The sequence below is a fragment of the Butyrivibrio sp. XPD2002 genome (assembly GCF_000423945.1).
GTDB lineage: Bacteria > Bacillota > Clostridia > Lachnospirales > Lachnospiraceae > Butyrivibrio.
Genome location: NZ_AUIY01000001.1, coordinates 231,968 through 256,846, shown reverse-complemented (window position 1 = coordinate 256,846; position 24,879 = coordinate 231,968). Strand labels below are relative to the sequence as shown.

Below are 24,879 nucleotides of genomic sequence, written 5' to 3'. Positions count from 1 at the left end.
TATTTCGTATGAAATAAAAAATCGAATGTGTTATAATATTGTGTCGTATATCTAAAAAAAGGAAGACTCATGAAAAATATACTGAAATTGGCAGCCTCCCGGCCTTATCCAATGGGAGTAAAAAGAACATCAAAAGGAATCCGCGTCTGTGCAACCTTCCAGTCAAGGAAAAACTGCGGAATAAAGCTCTATAAGAAGAATGACAGGGAAGGAACCCTTGTTACCTTCTCAGAGGAATTCCGTTATGGCAAGGTATTCTGCGCACTTATTACCGGAGATACCGATGAATATACTGGCTATATGCTTTATGAGAATGGCACATTATTTGCTGATCCTTATGCCATTTATGTAGAAGGCTATGATAAATGGGGTAAGCTCGTAAAGCCAGAGGATTGCCGCTGCAGACTTGATGAAAGTGACTATGACTGGGGACAGGACAAATTCCCAAGAACAAAGTATGAGGATTCATTTGTATACACACTCCACGTAAGGGGATATACCAAGAGCCCTTCAAGTGGAATCGAACTTAAAAAGAGAGGAACCTACAAGGGATTAATCGAGAAAATTTCTTATCTTAAAAGCCTTGGCGTAACTGCAGTTGAGCTTATGCCCGCTTATGAGATGAATGTTCTCGAGGTTCCTAAAAAGGGTAATGCCAACAACGGCGGTAATATGCCTGAAGGCTCCTTTAAGCATTCCGGCGGTACCAGTGGCAAGGTTATGTATAGCGAAAACGGTGCTATCAAAAACAGCGGCTCCGTAAGACAGAAGATTAATTTCTGGGGCTATAAAGAGGGCTTTTACTTTGCTCCCAGAACTGCTTATGCCATGGATTCCCAGAATGCTGACCTTGAGTTCAAGGATATGGTCAAGGAGATGCATAAGAACGGAATAGAAGTTATTATGCAGTTTTTCTTTGAAGAGAATGCAAAGGAAGATCTGGTATGCGCTGCAATAAGGCATTGGGTATTTAACTATCACATAGATGGCGTGCACATGAAGGGAAGCTACCTTGCTCCAGCCATGGTTGCCCAGGACCCTGCATTATCAGATATCAAAATATGGTATTACGGCTTTGATTACGGACGCATTTATGGTGGTAAAAAGGCCGATGTACGCACACTTGCCGAGTTTAAGCCTGATTTCATGTATGCTTCCAGAAGATTCTTAAAGGGTGATGACAATTCACTTGGAGACTTCATAAGAGTAATGCTTGAGAATTCAGAGAATGCCGGCACAGTTAACTATCTATGCGATTATGAGGGCTTCCGCCTTGCGGATCTTGTGTCCTATGAGCATAAGAGAAATGAGACAAACGGCGAAAACAACAGTGACGGTACTGATAACAACCTGAGCTGGAACTGCGGTATGGAGGGTAGGACCAGAAGAGCGGCTATCCTTAATCTCAGAGCAAAGCAAATAAGAAATGCGCTTACAATGCTCATGTTTTCACAGGGAACACCCATGATATTCGGAGGAGATGAATTCGGTAATTCCCAGGATGGTAATAACAATCCCTACTGTCAGGATAACGCCACCGGTTGGGTTGACTGGAGTCAGGCTGAAAAGGGCTTTAATCCCGGAATAACCGCTTATCTTAAATTCCTTGTGGCACTCAGATTTAAGTATAAGATACTGCATGAATCCAAGGCATTTAAGCTTATGGACTATAAGGCCTGCGGATATCCTGACCTTTCTTATCACGGAATCGAGGCCTGGAGACCTGACCTTTCAAACTACAGTCACAGTATAGGTATGCTGTACTGCGGTCTCTATGAGAAGGCAGATAAGGAGCAGGACTTCTTCTATATTGCCTATAACATGCATTGGAATCCTGTGACCTTCGCACTTCCCAAGCTCCCTGAGGGAATGACCTGGCAGGTGCTTAATGACACAGAGGAGCCTTCCGATAATTTCAAAATGAGTTCGATCAAGGACCAGACCAAGATTGAATGTAGTGAGAGATCCGTAAAGATCCTTATCGGAATCGGCAAACCGGTTAAGAAGACTACAAAAAAGATGACAAAGTGAAACAGACATGGAAAATAACGACAAGATAACTCTTAAGAGCACCTTGCTTCATTTTAAGACCATTACGAAGCACAGGCGCCTTGTGAGGAAGCACTGTTTTAAAATGGGGCTTTTTTATCAGGGACTTACCCATGATCTTTCGAAGTATTCACCCTCTGAATTTTGGAACGGTGCCAGATATTATCAGGGAACACGCTCACCGAATACACGAGAAAGAGAGCTCTTTGGATATTCAAGAACATGGCTTCATCACAAAGGAAGAAATAAGCATCATTTTGAATATTGGATAGATTTTTATAAGATCAACGGCACTGAGAACAACGGCGTTGTGCCATGTCCCATGCCGGACAGATATGTGGCTGAGATGATAGCGGACAGAGTTGCTGCCTGCATGACCTACAGGGGTGATGAATACAACTCCTGGGATTCACAAAGATATTACGAGAGAGAAAAGCATATACTCAAAAATCTTGTCCATCCGGACACCTTAAATAAGCTTGAATTCTTTCTCAATATGCTTGGTGAACAGGGCGAAGCAGCCACATTTAAATACATAAAAGAAATCTTCCTTAAAGGCAAGGATAAAGGCCGCTGGAAGAGAGAACTGGAGGATAGAACACGTTGAAAATATTAAGCGAAGAGGTAAAGAATAAGCCTGAGGATCTCATAGAGAGATTTATCAGATATACAAAAATAGATACTCAGTCCAATGAGCAGACAAATACAAGTCCATCTACTCCGGGACAACATGATCTGGCTAAGCTCTTATATAAGGAGCTTACTGAAATGGGTGCTTCTGATGTGTATTATGATCAGGAGCATTGCTATGTATACGCAACAATTCCTGCAACTAATGATGGATCAAAGAATACACCTGTTATCGGCTTTATATCCCACATGGATACATCTGATGCTGTTAGCGGTAAGGACGTTAAAGCAAGAATCGTAGAAAAATATGACGGAGAAGACATTAAGCTTTCAGGTGATGGAAAATATGTCCTTTCTCCTAAGGATTTCCCTGTTCTTAATGAGAAGGTCGGAGAGGACCTAATCGTAACTGATGGCCAGACACTTCTTGGCGCTGATGATAAGGCCGGAATTGCTGAGATCATGACTATGACAGAGATTTTCCTTAAGAATCCTGATATCAAGCATGGCGAGATCAAAATAGCATTTACTCCCGATGAGGAGATTGGTGAGGGTACAGATCACTTTGATATTGAGCGCTTCGGTGCGCAGTTTGCTTATACAGTTGATGGCGGTGATCTTGGTACTCTTGAGTATGAGAACTTTAACGCTGCTGAGGTTGAACTCATTATTAACGGAAGAAGCGTTCACCCCGGTGATGCCAAGAACAGAATGCTGAATGCGACTCTCATTGCCTATGAGTTCCAGTCAATGCTTCCTGTGTCTCAGAATCCCATGTATACAGAGGGCAGAGAGGGCTTCTTCCATCTTACAATGATGAAGGGAACCTGTGAAAAGGCAGTAGTTTACTATATTGTACGTGATCATGACATGGAAAAGTTCACCGTTAAGAAGGAAATGGTTAAAAGCATCGTAGATTTCCTTAACAAGAAATATGGTGAAGGCACTGTAGAACTCACAATGGAGGATTCCTACTACAACATGATCGAGAAGATCCGTCCTCACATGCATCTTGTAGATAATGCCAAGAAGGTTATGGAGGAGCTTGGAATCACAGCGGTTGATGTTCCGATAAGAGGTGGCACTGACGGAGCTATGCTTTCCTACAAGGGACTTCCATGTCCGAACCTTTGCACCGGCGGTTACAATTACCACGGTAGATATGAATTTGCAGTAGTTAATGAAATGAGAAAGACCGTAGATATTATTCTTGGAATCTGCGGCACATATGGAGATTTTGAGATTTGAGTAATGAAGTAAAAAACAACAATACACTTTTACATGATAAGCCCGTAGAAAATGCCAGCGAGGAGACACTACGCCAGTTTGAATATATGGAGAAGGTAAAGCAGCACGTAGCTGACCTTGAGAAGGAGCTTGGAAGAAAGCCCACAGCCTGCGTTGTAACCTTTGGATGTCAGATGAATGCCCGCGACTCAGAGAAGCTTCTTGGTGTTCTTAAGAAGGTTGGCTTTGAAGAGGTTGAAAACGAGGATGCGGATTTTGTTATCTACAACACCTGTACTGTAAGAGATAACGCTGATCAGCGTGTTTTCGGAAGACTTGGCTATGTGGGCGGAATAAAGAAGAAAAAGCCCTGGATGAAGATTGCTCTTTGCGGCTGCATGATGCAGGAGCAGGGTGTTATCGAGAAGATTCAGAAGAGCTACAGACATGTTGATCTGATCTTCGGAACACATAATATCTTCAAGTTTGCAGAGCTTCTTAACACAATGTTTGAATCAGACAGGATGATAATCGATATCTGGAAGGATACAGACCAGATCGTTGAGGATCTTCCCGTTCTTAGAAAATATAAATTCAAGTCCGGAATCAATATCATGTTTGGCTGCAACAATTTCTGCACATACTGTATCGTGCCCTATGTTCGTGGACGTGAGCGCTCAAGGAGCCCCAGGGACATCATTCGTGAGATTGAATACCTTGCAGCTGACGGAGTTAAGGAGATCATGCTTCTTGGTCAGAACGTAAACTCCTATGGTAAGGGACTTCCTGAGGGAGACCAGCTTACCTTTGCAGAGCTCCTTGCTGAAGTATGTAAGGTTGATGGAATCGAGAGAGTCCGCTTTATGACTTCTCATCCCAAGGATCTTTCAGATGATCTTATTAAGGTTATTGCTGAAAATGAGAAGGTTGCAAGACATATTCATCTTCCTTTGCAGTCCGGCTCAGATGAAATCTTAAAGAAGATGAACAGACATTATACAAAGGAGAGCTTCCTTGCGCTTGTTGATAAGATAAAGGCTGCAATCCCGGACGTATCCATCACAACGGATATTATTGTTGGATTCCCCGGAGAGACTGACAGCGACGTTGACGATACCATTGATGTTGTTAGAAAAGCCGCTTTTGATAATGCCTTTACATTTATTTACTCAAAGAGAACAGGTACACCTGCTGCAGGCTGGGAGCAGGTACCGGAGTCTGTAAGTAAGCCTAACTTCGACAGACTTCTTAAGGTGGTTCAGGAGACAGCCAAGGAGCGTGCATCACGCTTTACAGGCCAGACACACCGCGTTCTTGTGGAGGAGATTAACGAGCAGGATTCAAGCCTCGTTACAGGTCGTATGTCCAACAATACGCTGGTTCATTTCCCTGGAGATGAATCACTTATTGGGGAATTCGTTGACGTACGTCTTGATGAATGCCATGGCTTCTATTACACAGGAGCTATGATTTAACTATTTGGATAAACAGGAGAAAGTTTTTTGGAAATACAGGTAGATAAGCTTAGTCCCATGATGCAAAACTACATGAAGACTAAGGAGGAGTATAAGGACTGCATATTATTTTACAGACTTGGGGACTTCTATGAGATGTTCTTTGACGACGCCAAGGTGGCTTCCAAGGAGCTTGAGCTTACCCTCACAGGTAAGGCCTGCGGACTTGAGGAGAGAGCCCCTATGTGCGGCGTTCCTCACCATGCCGTTGAGAGCTATTTAAGTAAGCTTGTTAACAGAGGCTATAAGGTTGCAATCTGCGAGCAGCTGGAAGACCCCAGGGAAGCTAAGGGCATCGTTAAAAGAGATGTTACCCGCGTTGTTACTCCTGGAACAAATCTTAACATGCAGGCGCTTGATGAGACTAAGAACAACTATCTCATGTGCGTTTTCTATTCAGAGGATAAGAGCGGAATTTCTTTTGCTGACGTTACAACAGGTGATTTCTATCTTACAGAGGTTGATCAGCTAAAGGATATCCTTGATGAAATACAGAAATTCCAGCCTTCAGAGCTTATATGTAACGATGCATTTATGCTCAGCGGCGTTGATATTGAGCTCTTAAAGGACAGAAGCGGTATTGTAATAAATACTCTTGAACCCAGATATTTTGATGAGGATTCAAATAAGAATGTCCTTATGAAGCACTTTAAGGTGGGATCACTTTCAGGTCTTGGAATTACAGATTTCCCCAGCGGAGTACTTGCAGCGGGAGCTACACTTAAGTACCTTACAGAGCTTCAAAAGGATGAACTCTCAAATATCATACACATTTATCCCTATATAAACAGCAAGTACATGCTCCTTGATTCTTCAACAAGAAGAAACCTTGAGCTTATTGAGACTATGCGCGATAAGCAAAAGCGAGGTACCCTGCTCTGGGTTCTTGATAAGACCAAAACTGCTATGGGCGCAAGAATGCTTCGAAGCTTTATCGAGCAGCCACTTATCGAGGTTGACGATATCCTTCAGAGACAGACTGCAGTAGAGGCTCTTATGAAAAGTGCGATCGCAAGGGATGAGCTTAGAGAGTATCTTGGACCTATCTATGATATGGAAAGACTTATGGCCAAGATCAACTACCACACAGCTAATCCTCGTGATCTTCTTGCTTTCCGCAATTCACTTAAGATGCTTCCTGCAATTAAGATTGTCCTTGAGGATTTAAGAGATATCGTTTCTCTTGACAGGGTTTATAACCAGATCGACAGCCTTCAGGATATTTATGAGCTTATAGATAAAGCCATTATCGAAGAGCCTCCGCTTACAATAAAGGAAGGCGGAATCATTAAGGATGGCTTTGACAGCAATATAGATCACTTCAGACAAGCCAGCAGCAATGGCAAGCAGTGGCTCTCTGACCTTGAGACCAAGGAAAGGGATAAGCTTGAGATAAAGAACCTCAGAATCAAGTACAGCAATGTATTCGGTTATTCCTTCGAGGTTACCAATTCCTTTAAGGATAAGGTTCCGGATTACTTTATAAGAAAACAGACTCTTACAAATTGTGAGAGATACACAACTCCTGAGCTTAAGGAGCTTGAAGATACAATCCTTAATGCACAGGATAAGCTGAACAACCTCGAATATGAGATGTTCTGCAAGATCAGGGATTCCATCTCAATGGAGATTGAGCGTATACAGGAGACCGCCAAGGGCGTGGCTCTTCTTGATGTATATTGCTCACTTGCCTATGTTGCTGAGAGGAATCACTATACAAAACCTGTTCTTTCCGATAAAGGAACACTAAAGATCACAGGAGGACGTCACCCTGTAATCGAGCAGATGCTGGATAGAACAGATATGTTCATCTCAAACGATACGTTCCTTGATGATAAGAAGCATGCTATTGCAATCATTACAGGTCCCAACATGGCAGGTAAGTCTACCTTCATGAGACAGACAGCGCTTATTGTTCTTATGGCGCAGATAGGAAGCTTTGTTCCTGCAGAGTCAGCACAGATCGGCGTTGTGGACAGAATATTTACAAGAGTCGGTGCTTCCGATGACCTTGGAAGCGGACAGAGTACCTTCATGGTTGAGATGAATGAGGTTGCCAACATTTTAAGAAATGCTACCTCAAAATCTCTTCTTATTCTCGATGAGATCGGAAGAGGAACATCAACCTATGACGGACTTTCTATTGCATGGGCTGTTATTGAGCACATCAGTAACAGAAAGCTCCTTGGAGCAAGAACACTTTTTGCTACTCACTATCACGAGCTCACAGAGCTTGAGGGCAAAATCGATAATGTAAACAATTATTGCATCGCCGTTAAGGAAAAGGGTGATGACATAGTATTTCTTCACAAGATCATAAAGGGCGGCGCTGATAAGAGCTATGGTATTCAGGTTGCACGTCTTGCGGGAATACCGGATATGGTAATAGACAGGGCAAAGGCTATTGCCGAGGAATTATCCGATAATGATATAACAGAAAAAGTTCAGGGGATAACAGTTAATCAAAATAGCAGTAAAAAATCAACGGTTAAACATTATGACACCGTTGACCTTTCACAGATGTCTCTCTTTGACACAGTGAAGGATGAGGATGTTTTGAGAGACTTAGAGGAGATCGATATTTCAAATCTTACGCCTATGGATGCCTTAAATACTTTGTATAAGCTGCAGAATCAGCTAAAAAACAGATGGAAGGGGTAAGAAATGGCAAAAATTTTCGAGCTTGATCAAAATACCATAGACCAGATTGCAGCGGGGGAAGTTGTAGAGAGACCATCAAGCGTTGTAAAAGAGCTTGTGGAGAATGCAATAGATTCCGGTGCTACTTCAATTACAGTTGAGGTACAGAACGGCGGAACCTCACTTATAAGAGTTACTGACAACGGAAGTGGTATAGATAAGTCAGAAATTCGAAATGCTTTTAAACGCCACGCTACAAGTAAGCTCATGAGTATTGACGACATATACAGACTTAAGTCTCTTGGTTTTAGAGGTGAGGCTTTATCAAGTATATCCGCAGTTTCTCAGACAGAGCTTATAACAAAGACAGCTGACGAACTCACAGGTATCAGATACTGTATAAACGGTGGTAACGAAGAGTCTATAGAAGAAATTGGTTCTCCTACAGGAACAACCATTATCGTAAGAGATCTTTTTTACAACACACCTGCGAGAAAGAAATTCTTAAAGACACCTCAGACTGAAGGCTCTTATGTTGGAGATATCATGGAGCACATGGCAATGGATAACCCCAGTGTGTCCTTCCATTTTATCAATAACAGAGATGATAAGTTTATAACCTCCGGTAATGGCGACCTTAAGGAGCTTATTTACAGAATATACGGACGTGATGTTGCAACCTGTCTTGTGCCAATTTCTGTGACAGAGGGCAATTACACCATAGAGGGTTATCTTGGCGAGCCCGCACTTAACAGATCAAACAGGAACTTTGAGAATTTCTTCGTAAATGGAAGATATATCAAGGATAAGGTTATTTCAAAGGCTCTCGAGGAGGGCTATAAGGAATACCTGATGCAGCACAAGTTCCCGTTCTGCGTAGTGCACATCAGAATGAATTCCGAGCTGGTTGATGTTAACGTTCATCCCTCCAAGATGGAAGTCAGATTCAGTAATCAGCCCGCTGTATATGAGTTCATAAGAAAAAGCGTTGCAGAGGCTCTGCATAAGCACGAGATGATTCCTGAGGTTTTAAGGAACGAGAAGGAAGACAGAGCTTATCTGAATAAGCAGAATAAGCAGATTACTCAGGCTGTGCCTACTGTGAGCTACAATAAGCCTGCAACCGAGTTTGTTAAGCCTTCTCAGGTTAAGGAAGAACCTGCAATGACATCAGCCTTTGTTAAAAAGGAGATTCTTCCTGCAGTTTCTGAAAATATACCAAAGCCTGTCATCGAACCTGTTAAGACTCAGGAAGAAAAGATACCCGAACCCTTTGAGAAGAGCAGGCTGACTTCAGAGAATAAGCTTAAGGAATCTGAGTCTGTATTTGCTGAAGGATTGTCACCTGAGCCTGTGGTTATCGAGGACAATATGAAGTCTGCGGTATGGACAAGAGTATTTGGAGACCACACACCTCCCAAGTCTGAAGAGGACAGCAAGGCTGCAGGACCTATAATAAAGAGCTCCGATGCAGTAATTGTTGAGAAGGGGCTTCAGCTGGATCTTTTTGATGACAAGATGCTCACCAAGAACAATCGTGATGAATATCAGATTCTTGGTCAGCTCTTTGATACATACTGGATCATCGCCTTTAAGGATAAGATGTACATAGTTGATCAGCATGCAGCCCATGAAAAGGTTAACTATGAGAGGATGATAAAGCGCTATAACGAGAAGGAAACAGCTTCCCAGCTCGTTCAGCCTCCGATAATCGTTTCTCTTACAGCGCAGGAGATCGATGTATTTGAGAAGTATCACGCTGACTTTGAAAAGCTAGGCTTTAATATCGAACCCTTCGGACAGAATGATTATGCTATAAGAGAGGTTCCGATAGACCTTTATGGCTGTGAAAACGAAAAGGCAATGTTTACCGAGATTCTTGATGAGCTTGCAAGCGATACTAATCTTGACAGAACACCTGATGTTATAAATTATAAAATTGCAAGCATGGCTTGTAAGGCTTCAGTAAAGGGCAACATGAAGATGTCCAGACTGGAAATGGAAAAGCTTATTGATGAGCTTTTGACACTTGATAATCCATACAACTGTCCTCATGGAAGACCTACGATAATTTCTATGAGTAAGTATGAGATAGAGAAAAAATTCAAAAGAGTTGTGGACTAAACCACTTAAAAATGCCTGCTCTGCAGGCATATTTCCTCTATAGGAAGAGATATGGATGCTTATGGATAAATTAGTTATTCTTACAGGACCGACAGCGGTCGGCAAAACAAAAATCTCAATAGAGCTTGCGAAGGCCTTAAACGGTGAGATCATATCTGCTGATTCCATGCAGGTATACAAGGATATGAATATCGGTACCGATAAGATAAAGCCCGAAGCCATGCAGGGAGTGCGTCACCATCTGATCGATTTCCTTGACCCCAAAGAGGACTTCAATGTCTTTGAGTTTAAAAGACTTGCAAAGGAAGCGATAGAGGATATCACCTCCAGGGGAAAGCTCCCCATAATAGTTGGAGGAACAGGCTTTTATATACAGTCTGTTCTGTATGATATCGATTTTTCGGATGATTATGATGATGGAGTTCTCTCAGAATACAAAAACAGTCTTACAAAGCTCTCTGAAGAACCCGGCGGAATCCATAAGCTTCATGAGATGCTATCAGAGGTTGATCCTGAGTATGCTTTAGAAGTCCATGAGAATAATGTAAAAAGAGTGATTCGTGCGCTCTGTTTTTATAAGGAAACAGGCCAGAAACTCTCTGAACATAATAAGGACCAGAGGAAGAAGAGCTCACCCTATGATTCATTTTACTTTGTGCTTACTGATGAGAGAGCTGTTTTGTATGACAGAATAGAAAAGCGCATTGATAAAATGATGGAGGAGGGACTTCTCGATGAGGTTAAGGAGCTTTTGACCAGAGACATCGACAGATCCGCGACCTCTATGCAGGCTCTTGGCTACAGAGAGATCATTTCCTATCTTGATGGGGACATATCTCTTGAAAGGGCTGTAGAGCTGATAAAAAGGAATACAAGACATTTTGCAAAAAGACAGCTCACTTGGTTTAAACGTGAAAAAGATGTGATATGGGTTGACAAATCCGAGTTTCAGCGTGATGATGTTAAAATTGCAAATGATTTGATTAGAAGGATAAATGATAAATGGCAAATAATGAATTAAAGTCCATGTATAAGAGCATGGGAATCCCGGAAGCTGTCTATGATTACTGTGATGAAATATGGGAGAGCTTAAAACCTAGATTTGAGAAGATAAAAGAGATTTCAGATTATAACCAGGCCAAGGTTTTAAAGGCTATGCAGGATAATAAGGTTTCCGAGGCATGCCTTCTTGGAACGACCGGCTATGGATACAATGATATAGGAAGAGATAAGCTTGAAGCTGTATATGCTTCAATTTTCCATACAGAGGATGCGCTTGTAAGACCTCAGATTACCTGCGGAACACATGCGCTTGCTCTTGCACTTATGAGTAACCTTCGCCCCGGCGATGAGCTTTTATCACCCGTAGGTAAGCCCTATGACACTCTTGAAGAGGTAATAGGAATAAGACCTTCAAAGGGTTCACTTGCTGAGTACGGCGTTACCTACAGTCAGGTTGACCTTCTTGCTGATGGCTCCTTTGATTTTGACGGCATCAAAAATGCTATTAATGAAAAGACAAAGCTCGTTACAATCCAGAGAAGTAAGGGATATCAGACAAGACCTACACTTTCTGTTGAGAGAATCGGCGAGGTTATTAAATTCATAAAGGATATCAAGCCTGATGTAATCTGCATGGTTGATAACTGCTACGGAGAATTTGTCGAGACCATCGAGCCCACTGATGTAGGCGCAGATATGGTTGTGGGATCACTTATAAAGAATCCCGGCGGCGGACTTGCGCCCATCGGCGGCTATATTGCAGGTAAGAAGGAATGCGTTGAGAATGCTGCATACAGACTGACTTCACCCGGACTCGGCAAGGAGGTTGGTGCTTCACTTGGAATACTTCCTCAGTTCTACCAGGGACTTTTCCTTGCACCTAATGTTACAGCTAATGCACTTATGGGTGCTATTTTTGCAGCTAATATATATGAAAAGCTTGGATTTTCGGTTCTTCCCAATGGAACAGAGGAGCGCTACGACATTATTCAGGCCATTACCTTTAATGATCCGCTTCTTCTTACATCCTTCTGTGAGGGTATTCAGGCAGCTGCACCTGTAGATTCATACGTTACTCCGGAGCCCTGGGATATGCCCGGTTACGACTCACAGGTTATCATGGCTGCAGGAGCATTCGTATCCGGAAGCTCAATTGAGCTTTCAGCTGACGGACCGCTTCGCGAGCCCTATTCAGTGTTCTTCCAGGGTGGACTTACCTGGCAGCACGTTAAATACGGCATTATGAAGACTTTATCTGTAATGTATGATAAGGGTCTTGTAAAATTATAAATTTCTTCATAATTAGATTGTACTGCGATGTTGCCGAGACGCTAAATTGTGGTATAATCATTTGAGGTCTGATTATTTTTCCTTATTTTATAGCCCCGAAGAAGCATAAAGAAAGGGTAAATGAGTAATTACAGATCAATCAACAAAATGCTAAAAGAAGATGACAGCTATAGAAATATGCTGCCACATGAAAGGTTCATGAGGCTTGGAGCCGATTCACTTACGGATGCAGAGCTTCTCGCCATTATCATCAGAACCGGAACTTCAGAAAAAACTCCGATGGAAATCGGCAATTCTATAATGAGCATGTGCGACAGGTACGGAAAGGGTATTTCCGGAATTAGACATCTGTCTATGGAGGATCTTCTATCCATAAAGGGCATAGGCGAGGTAAAGGCAGTAAAGCTCATGTGTATCGCAGAGCTTTCAAACAGAATTGCGCGGAGTAGGGCGAGAAGCGCCCTCGATTTCAGGAATCCTGAGACAGTAGCAGATTATTACATGGAAAAGATGTGTAATTTTCAGAGGGAACACGTGGTGCTTGCCTGCCTGAATACTCAGGACCAGCTTATCTGCGAATATGAGATATCTGTTGGAACTGTGAAATCAGCTTCTTTATCACCGAGAGAGATATTTATCCACGCAGTTAGGAATCGTGCAGTAAAGATCATTATATTGCATAATCATCCAAGCGGAGATCCGACACCATCCTTTGCTGATATGGATATTACCGAGCAGATACGTGATGCGGGACTCATATTGGATATAAGGCTAATGGATCATATTATTATCGGTGATCACAGATATTATAGTTTTAAAGAGAATAATAATTTGTAATTTAGGAGGCTTAACTTTGGGCAACAATACATTTGGTATCGATCTTGGGACAAGCAATATCAAAATCTACAACAAGGCAACAGATACTGTTACCGTAGAGAAGAACCTTATCGCAGTTGAGAATAAGACAACACTTCTTGCTTATGGTGATACAGCATACGATATGTATGAGAAGGCACCCAGCAACATTAAGATTTCATATCCCTTAAGTAACGGCGTTATCGCTGATATCGAGCATATGAAGTCTCTTGTTAAGCTCTTTATCACAGACCAGATGAAGGGTGCAAGTAAGCCTGTTGACGTTTATATTGCTGTACCTAAGGATGTAACCGAAGTTGAGAGACGTGCTTTCCACGACCTTATCAAGGAGTCAGGCGTGAAGGCAAAGAAGATCATGATGGTTAAGAAGCCTGTTGCTGACGGACTTGGAATGGGCGTTGACGTTATGAACTCACAGGGTGTTCTCGTAGTTAATGTCGGATATGACACAACTGAGATTTCCATCCTTTCACTTAAGGGTATCGTAATCAGTAAGCTCATCAAGGTTGGTGGTAAGAAGTTCGATGACGCTATCAGAAACGTAATCCGTAAGGAGTTTTCACTTATCATCGGTGAAAAGACTTCTGAAAACATAAAGATTTCTCTTAAGGAGCTTGAGAAGTCAGGTCAGGACGCTGTTGTTTACGGAAGAGATATTGTTACAGGTCTTCCCGTTGAGCGTTCAATTCCTACAGACCTCATCGATCAGTCTCTTATTGAGAGCTTTGACCAGATTCTTGATAACATCAAAGCGACTCTTGAGCGTACACCTCCGGAACTTGCAGCAGATATTTTCAAGCACGGTTTATATCTGACAGGTGGTGCTTCACAGGTTTGCCACCTCGCACAGAGACTCTCCAATGGTGTAGGTCTAAATGTTAATTTAGCAGAGAATCCACTCAGTTCAGTTGCACTTGGTCTTGGCAAGATTATCAAGGATGATCAGTACAAGGCACTTGCTTACTCAGTTGAAGAGGATGTATAAATGAGTCCTATCATTAAAAGAGGGGGAGATAAATTTACACTTCCAAGTAAATATCTCCTCTTTATTTTAACAATTTTATGTATTGGGCTTATCGCAATAACGTTTAACACCAGCGTGTTTAACAGCTCTGTTAACTCATTTGCAGGAACTGTGGTTGTTCCTTTTCAGAAGGGCATCACCACTGTAGGTGTCTGGATGAAGGGCACAGCAGATAATCTTGCAAGCATAAGAGCTCTCCAGAAGGAAAACGATGAGCTGCGTACACAGGTGGAAGAGCTTACAATTGAAAACACTAATCTTGAGCAGGATAAGTATGAGCTTACCAAGCTTCGAGAGTTATATGAGCTGGATGCACAGTATTCTGATTACAAGAAGATTGGTGCCAGGATTATCGCTAAGGATGCTGGTAACTGGTATCATTCTTTTGTTATAGACAAGGGCTCTGATGAAGGTGTTGAGGTGGACATGAATGTTATCGCCGGAGGCGGCCTTGTAGGAAGAATTACTGATGTCGGTCCTGACTGGGCTAAGGTCCAGACCATTATCGCTGATAATTCTTCTGTCAGTGCGACAGTTCTTTCTGCTTCAGAGAATCTTATAGCTACCGGAGATCTTGAGCTCTACAATGAGGGACAGATCGCGTTTTCAAAGCTTGTTGATGAAGCTGATAAGGTTAATGTGGGAGATAAGGTTGTTACTTCAAACATCAGTGATAAATATCTTCCCGGAATTTTGATTGGTTATATTTCAACTATAGAAGAGGATTCCAATAATCTTACAAAGTCAGGTAAGATTACTCCTGTTGTTCAATTTGAGTACATGAATGAAGTACTTGTCATCATGAAGCTCAAAAACACCGGAGAATAGTTTTTATGCGCAGAATTATATTCACATTATTATCTATAATAATTTGTTTCATACTGCAGACCACTGTGTTCAGAGCATTGGACTTTAGTGGAATTGTTCCTAATCTGATGATAATACTTACTTCCTCCTACTCATTTATGAGAGGTGATAAGAGTGGTATCTTTATCGGTATGTTTTGCGGACTCTTATGTGATATATTTTTCGGAACGTATCTTGGGTTCTATGCCCTTATATATATATATATTGGATTTATCGTCGGCAAGTTCAATAAGATATTCTTCCCTGAAAATATCCTCCTTCCGCTGGCACTGATAGTTTCATCAGATCTTTTATTTGGATTTATTTGTTATGTTCTTTTATTTATGTTCAGGAATAAATTTGACATTGGCTATTACATTGTAAATGTCATTTTCCCTGAAGCTGTTTACACAGCACTTGTAGCTGTTTTTATTTACCCTGTTCTGATCAAAATCAATACGTATCTTGAGGGAGTAGAACAAAGGAGTGCTAAGAAATTTGTTTAGTAAGATAAAAGAAGTCTTTATTAATTTTATAACTTCACGCCTTGTTATGATTTCAGCAATTCTCATACTGGCATCAGCAGGGCTTGTATACAGACTTTTCTTTCTGCAGATAGTCAAGGGAGAAACCTATCTCGATTCCTTCCAGCTCAAGATCATGAAGGAAAAATCCATTGCAGCCGCCAGAGGTAATATTTATGACAGGAATGGTAAGCTCCTTGCTTACAACGAGCTGTCTAACTCTGTTATGATCGAGGACGTTTATGAGTCCGGATCAGGAAAAAATGCGGCAATCAACGAAACTCTCAATAAGGTAATCGATATCATTGAAAAGGACGAAGATGTTGTTGACACTGATTTCAATATTCAGCTCAGCAGCTCCAACAATTTTGAGTTTACGATAGAGGGTAATTCCCTTCTTAGATTTTTGGCTGATATTTATGGCAGAACCTCGGTTGGCGACCTGAAATATGAGGAGAGATCCAAGACTGCCCAGGAGGTTATGGATGACCTTTGTAATAAATTCGGAATAGGTGATTACACCGATCCCGACGACAAAAAGTCATTTGTTCCGGGCCTTGGTTATGAGAAGGATCGTATTCTTCAGCTGGTAACTATCAGATATAAGATGTTCTCAAACAGTTACCAGAAGTACATCAATACCACTATTGCTACAAATGTAAGCGATAAAACCGTTGCCGATGTAATGGAAAATGCCAATGTTCTCGAAGGTGTCTCAATAGAAGAGGATACAGCGAGAGTTTATGTAGATTCTGTCTATTTTTCACAGATTCTTGGCTACACTGGTAAGATTTCTGACAGCGAACTTGAAGAACTCCAGAAGGAGAATCCTGCATATCGTTCGAATGATACTGTAGGTAAGTCCGGAATTGAGCAGTCAATGGAGTCCGTTCTTCAGGGAACTAAGGGAAGTGAGACAGTATACGTTGATAACACAGGTAAGGTTATTGAGACCAGCAGCTATATTGATTCAAAGGCCGGCAATGACGTTTACCTTACAATAGATAAGGACTTACAGGAGGCCTGCTACAACATAATTGAGCAGTCTCTTGCAGGTATTCTTGTTTCCAAGATTCAGAACATCAAGTTCTTCTTGCAGGGCGAGAATCAGAAATCCTCAGAGATTATGATTCCTATCTATGATGTTTACTTTGCCTGCTTTGATAACCATATTATCGATCTTAGGCATATGCAGTCAGAGGAAGCAGGAACCAACGAGAAGAATGTATATGCAAAGTATCTCACAAAGAGAGAACAGGTAAATGCAGGACTTCGTGCTGAATTTACTGAGACTAATACGCCTTACAACCTTTTATCAAAAGAATATCAGGTTTACATGAGTTATATCGCTCAGAAGCTCTATAGTAACGGAGTCATCTCTACTGATAAGGTCGATAAGGAAGATAAGACATATATTGCATGGACTACAGATGAGACCATATCTCTGGCAGATTATATAAGATATTGTATTTCTGCCAACTGGATAGATGTTAGCATTCTTGACCTTGAGAGTCAATATGTTGATTCCCAGGAGATTTTCAATACCATCGTAGAATATATATTCAAAGATATAGAAGAGGATGATGAGTTTAATAAAAAGCTCTATAAATACCTTCTTCAGGATGACATTGTAAGTGGTGATGAGGTTGGCCATATCCTTCTCGAGCAGGGAGTTGTTGAGCTTCCTGAGGAGGAGCTTTCACTCTGGCTTTCAGGTGCTGAGTCACCCTACACATTTTTCATAAACAGAATTTCTAACCTTGATATCACACCGGCTCAGCTTGCTCTGGACCCCTGTTCAGGATCAATGGTTGTTACTGATGTTAATAACGGTGACGTCCTTGCACTTGTATCATATCCAGGATATGACAACAACAAGATGGCTAACGGTGTAGATGCTGATTATTACGCAAAGCTTCGAAGCGATCAGGCATCGCCTCTTATCAACTATGCGACGATGCAGAGAACAGCGCCCGGATCTACCTTTAAGATGGTTTCAGCTACGGCAGGTCTTATGGAGGGAGTAATCGATACTTCATCGCAGATTACCTGTACAGGTGTGTTCGATAAGCTTGATAATACCAATCCCGCACACTGCTGGATTTATCCCAGGTCCCATGGACAGCTCGATGTTACTGGCGGTATTAAGAACTCCTGTAACGCCTTCTTCTTTGAAGTTGGTTACAGACTGAGTCTTGTGGGTGAGAATTTCCACTCTGACGTAGGTCTTGAGAAGCTTGCCAAGTACGCTGATATGTACGGACTTAGCGAGACTACCGGAGTAGAGGTTACTGAGTATGAGCCTATCGTTTCAGATCTCGACTCAACCCGTTCTGCTATCGGTCAGGGTACCAACTCCTTTACAACAGTTGGACTTGCCCGATATGTAACTGCGGTTGCCAACAGTGGAACCTGCTATAATCTTACACTTGTTAAGAAAACCTGTGATTCTGACGGTAACCTTCTTAATGAATATGGTGCTACCGTAAGAAATCACATTGATATGGATTCAGCCTACTGGAACGCAATTCACACAGGTATGCGCCAGGTGGTTGAGGACAAGCCTTACTTTAATGATCTTGCCGTTAATGTTGCCGGTAAGACAGGTACTGCCGAGGAGTCAAAGAAGAGAGCGAACCATGCGCTTTTCGTTTGCTATGCTCCTTATGAGAGCCCTCAAATTGCGATTGCAACGAGAATAGCTTATGGTTATACATCCAGCTATGCTGCACAGATAACAAAAGAGGCAGTAGCATATTACTTTGGTCTTAAGGATCCTGAGGAGGTTCAGACAGGAACCGCTCAGCAGCTTGAAGGTGGAGACGCTAATGCGGACTGAGAATTTTTTAGAAAAACTGAAAAGCTATCATATATTTGACTATGACTTCAAACTGGTCATTATGCTAATTGCATTATCCTGCATCGGCGTAATGGCCGTAGGAAGTGCTGACCCGTCATACAAGAAAAAGCAGATAGTGGGTATCGTTTTGGGAGTATTCATGATGATTTTTATATCCCTTCTCGATTATGTATTTATCTGCAAGTTTTACATTTTGTGCTATGTACTTAACCTTGGCGTACTTGCACTTGTATTTACGCCGCTTAGTCACTCGGTTAAGGGTGCTACTAGATGGATCAATCTTTTTGGCGTACAATTCCAGCCTTCGGAAGCATCTAAAATATTATTGATTTTATTTTTTTCAGCGTTCATAATGAAATATAAGGATAAAGTAAAGAAGATTTACTTTATTTTCATATGCCTTGGGCTTTTGGCACCACCGCTTATTATGATTGTATTGCAGCCTGACTTGTCTACGACCATTATGTTAACGGTTATCATTGCCTGCATACTATTTTCTGCCGGAATAAATCTTAAATTTGTTATTACGGTTCTGGCCATCTCAATACCAACAGCCTTACTTGTTATATTTGATGCTCTTTCAGACAGGAGTATAATTTTGCGTGATTATCAGCAAAGGCGTGTTTTGGCATGGCTTCATCCCGAGGATTTTGCTTCATCTGATGCCTATCAGACGCTTAATTCCATTATGGCCATAGGTTCGGGACAGCTTTTGGGAAAAGGCTATAATACAAATGAGATCAGTTCCGTTTTGAATGGTGGTTTCGTTTCAGAGTCACAGACAGACTTCATTTTCACCGTTGTAGGTGAAGAATTTGGATTTATAGGTGGATGTTCAGTAATAGTCCTGATTCTGCTCATTGCCATTGAATGCATGGTAATCGCAGGAAGAGCAAAGGATCTCACCGGACAGCTCATAGCTACCGGAATGGGAGCTTGGATAGGATTCCAGGGATTCCTTAATATCGGAGTTGCCACAGGTGCACTTCCTAATACCGGAATTCCACTGCCGTTTGTTAGTGCGGGACTTACATCCTTAGTCAGTTGTTTTGCTGGTATGGGCTTTGTGCTCAATGTCAGATTACAGGGTAAAAAATACTTTTAGTTGGGGAAGGGGATTATAAACCAATGAATATTGCTTTTATAGCGCATGATGCGAAAAAGAAATTGATGCAGAACTTCTGTATTGCATACAGAGGAATTCTTGCAAAGCATGATCTTTATGCTACCGGAACAACCGGAAGACTTATTGAAGAAGTTACCAATCTTAATATACATAAATATCTCGCAGGTCACCTTGGCGGATCTCAGCAGATCGGTGCTGCAATCGAAGCCAACGAGATCGATCTTGTTATCTTTCTTCGTGACCCTCTCACTCAGAAGGTTCATGAGCCTGATGTTAACAATGTAATGAGACTTTGTGATATGCACAATATCCCGATTGCAACAAATCTGGCTACTGCTGAGCTTTTGATTAAATCATTGGATAGAGGAGACCTTGAGTGGCGTGAGATGTATAAGTAATCTGAAAAACCGTATCACCGCTTTATGCATGGTACTGGTTTTTTCGACCTTTATTACTGGATGTTCTGATACAGAATACGCATTTCCTTATACAATTCCATCTGCTGATTATGGTGAGAACGGGGCAGTTGTTATGAAGACATTTGCCTCTGATTTGTGTGTTACCAATTCGGATATAGGAGATTCCCTTACTTTGAGTGAAAATACCTGCCTTGGATTATTTGATTTAAGTAAGAAAAAGACTCTTTATGCTAAGAATGCACAGCTTCAGCTCGATCCCGCATCCCTTACTAAGGTTATGACAGCTATAGTAGCGCTGAAAAAGGGATCTCTTGATCAGGTTCTGAGGGCTGATTCCAGCGTTTATATCAGTGAAGACGGTGCACAGGTGATAAATCTGAAAGAGGGCGATACCATGACCCTTGATCAGGCTCTGCATATTCTTTTACTGTATTCAGCTAATGACGTAGCTGTTCTTATTGCCAATAATATATCCGGAAGCATGGAAGCCTTCGTTGAAGAGATGAATAACGAAGCAAAGGCGCTTGGTGCTACACATACACATTTCATGAATCCAAATGGTCTTACTGCTGATGATCATTACACAAGTGTTTATGATATGTATCTGATGTTCAACGAGGCTCTTAAGTATGACAAGTTTACCGAAATCATACACATGTCCAATTATTCAACTCAGTTCTATACAGCCTCCGGAGAGCTCAGAGACGTAAATGTTAAGAATACAAATGGATTTATAAACGGAAATTATGAAATGCCTGCCGGAATTACAGTTCTTGGAGGTAAAACCGGAACGACAGCAGCTGCAGGACACTGCCTTGTTCAGCTTGCTTCCGATACTTCAGGCAATAATTATATTGCTGTAGTTATGAGGGCTGAGGATACCGGAACCCTTTATAGTGAAATGTCCGATTTGTTATTGCAGATAACTAATCAGTAATTTATAATATTATTAACGAGATAAAAACTTTTCATTAAGTTTTTAGAAATATTTCTAAGTATCTCAAACACAAAAATAATATAAAACTGGAGGGTATGGATATGGTTCAATTAATCGTTGGGAATAAAGGTAAAGGTAAAACAAAATGCCTGTTGAACAAGGTCAATACCGAGGTAAAAAACATTTTGGGGAACGTTGTATTTCTTGATAGAAATACAAAGCACATGTTTGAACTTAACAATAAAGTTCGCCTTATTGTAGTTCCGGAGTTCATGATTGAGAATTCCGACGAGTTTCTTGGTTTCGTCAGTGGCGTGATTTCACAGGATCACGATCTTCAGCAAATGTATTTCGATGGCTTCCTCAGTATCGCATGTCTTGAGGGAAAAGATATCACTTCTACAATTGAAAAGCTTGAGCGTCTTGGAGAGAAATTTAACGTAGATTTCGTACTTAGCGTATCTATGGATGAATCTGAACTTCCTGAGGCTGTTAAGTCTAAGGTTATGACAGCGCTCTAATTATATATTATGGATAGGATGGATAAGCCGCGGTTTTATCTCGCGGCTTATCTTTAGTTTTAAAATATGGCAAAGAAACAAAAAAACAAGATAGCGAGATATCCTGTTTTTCTGCATGTTAATGTGGGAATGGTATTTTTTGCATTCATGCTTATTTATGTCGTTATCTGTGTTTTTACTTACTTCAGTAAAAAGCATATAGTCGGTTATGAGGTTAAAGAGGGATCTCTTTCATCAAACAACATATATGAAGCGGTTGCACTAAGGGATGAACAGATAGTAGAGGCTGCCAATGCAGGCTACGTCAACTATTTTGCTCCTGAGGGACAGCGAGTAGCTGTCGGTAACCTTGTATATACGGTTGATGAATCAGGAGATCTGCTTGATTACCTTAAAACACAAGGGTCTGAGCAGGCTGCTCTTACGGACGAGGATCTTAGCGAGCTTCGAACCCAGATAGTCAGCTACAGCGCAGATTTTGACCCCAAGAGCTTTGGCTCTGTATATGATTTTAAGCTGAGTCTTGATGGTACTGTTCAAAAGCTTGCAAGCGCCAGCGTACTTCAAAGTATCAATTCTCTTGGAGATAACTCAGGAGCTATGCAGAGTATAAATTATTGTTATTCTGCAGGAACAGGAATTGTTCAATATTATACTGACGGTTATGAAGACATCACCTTGGGGAGCATGACCGCAGACCTAATGGACAGTTCCAAGTATGAGCGTAAGCAGCTTATAAATAATTCTCTTGTTGGTGTCGGCGATCCGGCATTTAAGCTTTCAACCAGTGAAGACTGGATGATAGTAATTCAGGAGAATGACCTTGATAAGGTAAAGAGCCTTGCTGAGAGAGAATATGTTAAGGTCAGATTCCTTAAGAATCAGGATGAGGCCTGGGGCAAGGTATCTTATGTCACCAATGATGCAGGTGATACCTTCGTTGGACTTTCCTTTACAAATTCAATGATCACCTTTGCAAAGGACAGATTCCTTAACGTGGAACTTATCACAGAGGATGAGAGTGGACTTAAGATCCCCAATTCCTCAATCGCCGAGAAGAGCTTCTTTGTTGTTCCAAAGTCATACGTGACTAAGGGTAATAATAACAACTACGGTGTTCTTCGAGATAAATATGATGAAAATGGTAATGAGACTTCTGAGTTCATTGAAGTTGAGCTTTATAATGAGAACGAAGATTCCTATTACGTGGATGATGATACTCTGAGAAATGGCGATCTATTGATAATGCCTGATTCTCAGGAGAAGTTTACTGTTAACACCAAGGACACCCTTATCGGTGTATACAATATCAATAAGGGTTATGCAGACTTCAGACAGATAAGCATTTTGTACCAGAACGATGAGTATTCTATCGTTAAATCAAATACAAATTACGGTTTAAGCGTATATGATTACATAGTGCTGGATGCGTCAACTGTAGAAGGAGATGCTAAGAACCTTGACACTTCGAATGAAAACTAGCATAATATAATCGTTGTATATTTTGTTGGGGTTAGGAGTTTAATCACATGAGTGTAATGGATAAGTTTTTATCAGCTATGAAGCTGAACGGGGATGACGAAAGCGGATACTATGATCAGGACGATGATTACTATGATAGCACCATCGAGCCTATTCATAAGGCTAGCGCAATCGGTAAGGACGATCCCTCAATTGAAATAAATGAAGAGAAGCTTAAGAGACCTGCGGCTGCTCCCAGAAGTACTGCAGCTCCCAGAAGCAGAAGCGCTAACGGAATGGAGGTTTGCGTTGTAAAGCCCACTTCCATTGAGGATGCCAGAGAGATTACTGAGACTCTTCTCAACAACCGTACAGTTGTACTTAATCTTGAGGGCATTGATGTTGAGCTTGCACAGAGAATCATCGATTTCACATCAGGTTCCTGCTTCGCAATCAACGGCAATCTTCAGAAGATTTCCAGATATATCTTTATCGTAACACCTGCAAGTGTTGATATTTCAGGAGATTTTCAGGACATTTTAGGCGGTGCATTTGATAGTTCCATGGGAACATCAGGTCTTCAGTCTATGTAAATTACAGAAGTTAACTATCAGGCAGAAACTTTTGTTTCTGCCTTTTCTTTGAGTATAAAGCAAACTTTGAAAGGAATTTCAGCCTGGCTGATAGATTACTATGTCTGAAGTATTAAACGTAAAGTATAACGGTAATCCCTGCTACGATATCGTCTTTGATACATCCTTCGATGAGCTTTCAAAGCGTATTGAAGAGCTTGGATTCAAAAACAGAAAATTCGCAATAATTACTGATTCCAATGTAGAGCCTCTGTATGCAGATACAGTAGTTAAGACCGTTGAAGCTATTTCATCCAAGGTTATTGTTTATGCAATTCCTGCAGGTGAAGAGAACAAGAACCTCTCTGAGATTCAGAAGATATATAAGGTGCTTATTGAGAATAAATTCGATCGGCATGATCTTATCATTGCTCTTGGCGGCGGAGTTGTCGGTGATATGGCTGGCTATACTGCAGCTACATACCTTAGAGGAATCGCTTTTGTTCAGATTCCTACAACACTTCTTGCCCAGACTGACAGCAGTATAGGTGGTAAGACAGGCGTTGATTTCGACGGCTATAAAAACATGGTTGGCGCTTTCTACATGCCTTCACTTGTTTATATGAATATAAAGGTACTTGATACGTTATCAGGAGAGCAGTTTGCTTCAGGCTTTGCTGAGGTAATGAAGCACGGTCTTATTAAAGACTCTGACTTCTATATCTGGCTCATTGAAAATATGTATGAGATTCAGGAGAGAGATCCCGAAATACTTATCAAGATGGTTAAGAAGAGCTGCGACATTAAGAGAGCAGTTGTTGAAAAGGATCCCACTGAGAAGGGTGACAGAGCACTTCTTAATTATGGTCACACCATCGGACATGCAATTGAAAAGTATAAAAACTTTGCATTATCCCATGGCGAGTGTGTTGCTCTTGGCGCTGTAGCAGCTGCCTTCATTTCCTGGAAGAGACAACTCCTTTCAATGGAAGAGTATTATGAGATAAGGGATATGTTTGTTCCCTTTGGACTTCCAATCTCTGAGACAGACATCGATGCTGACGAAGTAATTAAGCTGATGCATTCTGATAAGAAGGCTGACGGTAATACAATAAAGTTCGTTCTTCTTAAGAAGGTCGGCAAGGCTGTTCTTGACAGTACAGTTACAGATGATGAGGCCAGGGCTGCAATCAAAGAGATCACATGGTCTGAGGACTTTGAATAATAAATATAATCC

General features: G+C 41.4%; 20 protein-coding genes. All 20 read left to right on the top strand.

The window, feature by feature from the left end:
* The first annotated feature begins 111 nt into the window (after window positions 1–111).
* On the top strand, window positions 112–2,031 hold the full coding sequence (locus G587_RS20855) for a hypothetical protein (RefSeq protein WP_196812484.1): 1,920 nt from the start codon (window positions 112–114) through the stop codon (window positions 2,029–2,031).
* 7 nt (window positions 2,032–2,038) lie between these two features.
* Entirely contained in the window at window positions 2,039–2,656 is a 618-nt protein-coding gene (locus tag G587_RS0101050; protein ID WP_051200488.1) for a DUF5662 family protein, read from the top strand.
* Window positions 2,653–3,927: a peptidase T gene (gene pepT / locus G587_RS0101045; RefSeq protein WP_242830009.1), complete on the top strand. Its 1,275-nt coding sequence runs from the start codon at window positions 2,653–2,655 to the stop codon at window positions 3,925–3,927. Before G587_RS0101050 ends, pepT begins: the two co-directional genes overlap by 4 nt.
* Window positions 3,924–5,381 carry a tRNA (N6-isopentenyl adenosine(37)-C2)-methylthiotransferase MiaB gene (gene miaB, locus G587_RS0101040; protein WP_026490714.1) on the top strand — a complete coding sequence of 486 codons (1,458 nt, stop codon included), beginning with the start codon at window positions 3,924–3,926 and terminating at the stop codon, window positions 5,379–5,381. The genes pepT and miaB overlap by 4 nt, the downstream gene beginning before the upstream one ends.
* A gap of 57 nt (window positions 5,382–5,438) precedes the next feature.
* Window positions 5,439–8,081, top strand: a complete 2,643-nt coding sequence (mutS, locus tag G587_RS0101035; protein ID WP_026490713.1) for a DNA mismatch repair protein MutS — start codon at window positions 5,439–5,441, stop codon at window positions 8,079–8,081.
* Window positions 8,082–8,084: 3 nt separating this feature from the next.
* On the top strand, window positions 8,085–10,184 hold the full coding sequence (mutL, locus tag G587_RS0101030) for a DNA mismatch repair endonuclease MutL (protein ID WP_026490712.1): 2,100 nt from the start codon (window positions 8,085–8,087) through the stop codon (window positions 10,182–10,184).
* Window positions 10,185–10,245: 61 nt separating this feature from the next.
* Window positions 10,246–11,205: a tRNA (adenosine(37)-N6)-dimethylallyltransferase MiaA gene (gene miaA, locus G587_RS0101025; protein WP_026490711.1), complete on the top strand. Its 960-nt coding sequence runs from the start codon at window positions 10,246–10,248 to the stop codon at window positions 11,203–11,205.
* Window positions 11,187–12,476 carry a methionine gamma-lyase family protein gene (locus G587_RS0101020; protein WP_026490710.1) on the top strand — a complete coding sequence of 430 codons (1,290 nt, stop codon included), beginning with the start codon at window positions 11,187–11,189 and terminating at the stop codon, window positions 12,474–12,476. Before miaA ends, G587_RS0101020 begins: the two co-directional genes overlap by 19 nt.
* 120 nt (window positions 12,477–12,596) lie before the next feature.
* On the top strand, window positions 12,597–13,313 hold the full coding sequence (gene radC, locus G587_RS0101015) for a RadC family protein (protein ID WP_026490709.1): 717 nt from the start codon (window positions 12,597–12,599) through the stop codon (window positions 13,311–13,313).
* A 16-nt stretch (window positions 13,314–13,329) separates the two neighbouring features.
* Window positions 13,330–14,337, top strand: a complete 1,008-nt coding sequence (gene mreB / locus G587_RS0101010) for a rod shape-determining protein (protein WP_026490708.1) — start codon at window positions 13,330–13,332, stop codon at window positions 14,335–14,337.
* Window positions 14,338–15,204 (top strand): rod shape-determining protein MreC, encoded by an 867-nt coding sequence (mreC, locus tag G587_RS0101005; RefSeq protein ID WP_081673557.1) that lies wholly within the window; start codon window positions 14,338–14,340, stop codon window positions 15,202–15,204. It abuts the gene before it with no gap.
* Window positions 15,205–15,209: 5 nt separating this feature from the next.
* A complete protein-coding gene (mreD, locus tag G587_RS0101000) occupies window positions 15,210–15,728 on the top strand; it encodes a rod shape-determining protein MreD (protein WP_026490706.1) in 519 nt (172 codons plus the stop codon).
* A 46-nt stretch (window positions 15,729–15,774) separates the two neighbouring features.
* Window positions 15,775–18,585 carry a penicillin-binding transpeptidase domain-containing protein gene (locus tag G587_RS0100995; RefSeq protein WP_242830008.1) on the top strand — a complete coding sequence of 937 codons (2,811 nt, stop codon included), beginning with the start codon at window positions 15,775–15,777 and terminating at the stop codon, window positions 18,583–18,585.
* Window positions 18,575–19,711, top strand: a complete 1,137-nt coding sequence (locus G587_RS0100990) for an FtsW/RodA/SpoVE family cell cycle protein (protein ID WP_026490704.1) — start codon at window positions 18,575–18,577, stop codon at window positions 19,709–19,711. The genes G587_RS0100995 and G587_RS0100990 overlap by 11 nt, the downstream gene beginning before the upstream one ends.
* Before the next feature lie 23 nt (window positions 19,712–19,734).
* A complete protein-coding gene (gene mgsA, locus G587_RS0100985) occupies window positions 19,735–20,130 on the top strand; it encodes a methylglyoxal synthase (RefSeq protein WP_026490703.1) in 396 nt (131 codons plus the stop codon).
* On the top strand, window positions 20,114–21,088 hold the full coding sequence (locus tag G587_RS0100980) for a D-alanyl-D-alanine carboxypeptidase family protein (RefSeq protein ID WP_026490702.1): 975 nt from the start codon (window positions 20,114–20,116) through the stop codon (window positions 21,086–21,088). Before mgsA ends, G587_RS0100980 begins: the two co-directional genes overlap by 17 nt.
* 101 nt (window positions 21,089–21,189) lie before the next feature.
* Window positions 21,190–21,609 carry a hypothetical protein gene (locus G587_RS0100975; protein ID WP_026490701.1) on the top strand — a complete coding sequence of 140 codons (420 nt, stop codon included), beginning with the start codon at window positions 21,190–21,192 and terminating at the stop codon, window positions 21,607–21,609.
* A 66-nt stretch (window positions 21,610–21,675) separates the two neighbouring features.
* A complete protein-coding gene (locus G587_RS0100970; protein WP_026490700.1) occupies window positions 21,676–23,091 on the top strand; it encodes an HlyD family efflux transporter periplasmic adaptor subunit in 1,416 nt (471 codons plus the stop codon).
* Between the two features lie 47 nt (window positions 23,092–23,138).
* Window positions 23,139–23,663, top strand: a complete 525-nt coding sequence (locus G587_RS0100965) for a cell division protein SepF (protein WP_026490699.1) — start codon at window positions 23,139–23,141, stop codon at window positions 23,661–23,663.
* A 100-nt stretch (window positions 23,664–23,763) separates the two neighbouring features.
* Window positions 23,764–24,867, top strand: a complete 1,104-nt coding sequence (gene aroB, locus G587_RS0100960) for a 3-dehydroquinate synthase (RefSeq protein ID WP_026490698.1) — start codon at window positions 23,764–23,766, stop codon at window positions 24,865–24,867.
* Window positions 24,868–24,879: the final 12 nt, after the last annotated feature.